Genomic DNA, 1,731 nt, shown 5'->3' with positions numbered 1-1,731 from the left:
GGTTCTGATCCACTTCTTGTGGAGCAGTGACGCGGCGTCACAGGGGGCTGGCAGAATGGGTATTCGTGTGACTGCAGCGAGCTCTGGACGGCCTTCTCCCATCTGACGTCGGTGAAAGTGGAGGACGTCGTGGCGGAAGATGACACGCTGGCCTTCTCGGTGAGGACACGGTCCCGGGAAGCCTCCTGTCCGGGCTGCGGCACGGTCTCCGGTCGCGTCCATGGCGGATACCGCCGACGGCTGGCAGACCTGGCGGTCTCCGGGCAGAAGGTCGTGATCGACCTGGCGGTGCGGCGGTTCCTGTGCCCGTTGGCGGAGTGCACCCGCCGTACGTTCGTCGAGCAGGTGGACGGGCTCACCGAGCGGTTCGCGCGCCGCACGCCGTCCCTGCGCCGGGCGCTGGAGAGGATAGCCCTGGCCCTGGCTGGCCGCCCCGGGTCCCGGCTGGCCGGGCACCTCTCCGTGCCGACCAGTGCGAACTCGCTGCTCAGGCTGGTGCGCCGGCTCCCGGACAAGCGGACCGGCGCCGCTCCTCGGGTGCTGGGTGTGGACGATTTCGCCCTCAAGAAGGGCCACGTCTACGGGACGATCGTCTTGGACATGGAGACCGGGGAGCGGGTGGACGTGCTGCCCGACCGCACTGCGGAGACCCTCGCCGCGTGGCTGCGCGCGCACCCCGGAGCGGAGATCGTATGCCGGGACCGGGCCAGCGCGTATGCGGAGGCCGTCCGCACCGCCTGCCCCGACGCTACCCAGGTTGCAGACCGGTTTCATTTGTGGAAGAACCTGTGTGAGGCGGTCGAGAAGTGCGTTGCCCATAAGTGCCTCACCGAGCCCACCGAGGACACGACCGCCGACACCGCCGTCGTGAAGGCCGGCACGACAGTCGACGACGTGCCGGAGCTGATGGAAGGGCTGCGCGTGATCAAGCGACGCGAGCGCCATGCCGCGGTGCATGCCTTGTACGACAAGGGCGTGCAGATCGACGTGATCGCCAAGACTCTCGGGCTCGACCGCAAGACCGTGCGCCGCTACGCGAACGCCTCCACCCCTGACGATGCGTCGTGCGGCACCGGCTCCCGCCGCTACGGCCAGGTCCACTCCTACTCTCCTTATCTGTACCGGCGTTGGAACGAAGGCTGCACGGACGCGGCACGGCTTCATGCGGAGATCGTCGAGCTCGGCTACCGCGGCAGCAAACGGACCGTCCGCCGTCACCTGCAGGAGATCCGGGGCAGCGGCAAACCCGCACCTGACAAGCCCAGAGAGCTCACCGTCCGGAAAGCCACCTGGCTGATCACCGCCCACCCCGACAAGATCGACGAGAGCAACGCACTCAAGCTCAAGCAGCTCCTGGCCCGCTGCCCGGAACTGGACGCCGTCGCCTCCCGCGTGCGCTCCTTCGCCTCGATGATGGCCGAGCGGCGCGGCAGCGACCTCGACGACTGGCTCACCAGCGCGGAGCAAACCGGCCTCAAACCCCTGTGCAGCCTCGCCCGCGGCCTGCGCCAGGACTTCGACGCCGTCGCCGCCGGACTGACCCTGGAGTGGAACTCCGGCAAGGTCGAGGGAAACGTGAACAGAGTGAAGCGGATCAAAAGGGACGGCTATGGCCGGGCCGGCTTCGACCTCCTACGTCGGCAGATCATCCTCTCCGACTGAGCATCGTGACGCCGCGTCACTGCTCCACAAGAAGTGGATCAGAACCGCTTGCCACGGCCGCCGTCAGAC

The 1,731-nt window shown here is 68.1% G+C and carries 1 protein-coding gene; it reads left to right on the top strand.

Annotation, left to right across the window (positions count from 1 at the left end; translation table 11 throughout):
* The first annotated feature begins 129 nt into the window (after nucleotides 1-129).
* Nucleotides 130-1,662: an ISL3 family transposase gene (locus tag AB0435_RS34130; RefSeq protein WP_366428734.1), complete on the top strand. Its 1,533-nt coding sequence runs from the start codon at nucleotides 130-132 to the stop codon at nucleotides 1,660-1,662.
* Nucleotides 1,663-1,731: the final 69 nt, after the last annotated feature.

Origin of the sequence: Streptomyces sp. NPDC051173, from assembly GCF_040689515.1 — a bacterium.
GTDB lineage: Bacteria > Actinomycetota > Actinomycetes > Streptomycetales > Streptomycetaceae > Streptomyces.
This window is presented reverse-complemented; position numbering and strand designations above follow the sequence as displayed.